This window comes from Streptococcus sp. HMSC073F11 (assembly GCF_001810785.1).
Classification (GTDB): Bacteria; Bacillota; Bacilli; order Lactobacillales; family Streptococcaceae; genus Streptococcus.
Genome location: NZ_KV802680.1, coordinates 1 through 243, shown reverse-complemented (window position 1 = coordinate 243; position 243 = coordinate 1). Strand labels below are relative to the sequence as shown.

Genomic DNA, 243 nt, shown 5'->3' with positions numbered 1-243 from the left:
ATTGGTGCCTTTATTGGAATTATAGTATTTATTGCCTACATACCTCAAATTATCGCTAATTTACAAGGAAATAAAGCTCAACCATTTCAACCTTTATCAGCTGCTATATCTTGCTTAATCTGGGTTATTTATGGATGGACAAAAGAACCTAAGAAGGATTGGATACTAATCATTCCAAATTCAGCCGGTGTTATTTTAGGTGGAATCACTTTTTTGACTTCACTCTAACAAATCTAATAGTAT

1 protein-coding gene is annotated in these 243 nt (G+C 32.5%); it reads left to right on the top strand.

Features of this window, described 5'->3' with window-relative positions; all coding sequences use genetic code 11:
- Positions 1-228, top strand: a 228-nt coding sequence (locus tag HMPREF2764_RS00575) for a SemiSWEET family transporter (RefSeq protein ID WP_070526348.1), incomplete at its 5' end; no start/stop codon positions are given.
- Positions 229-243: the final 15 nt, after the last annotated feature.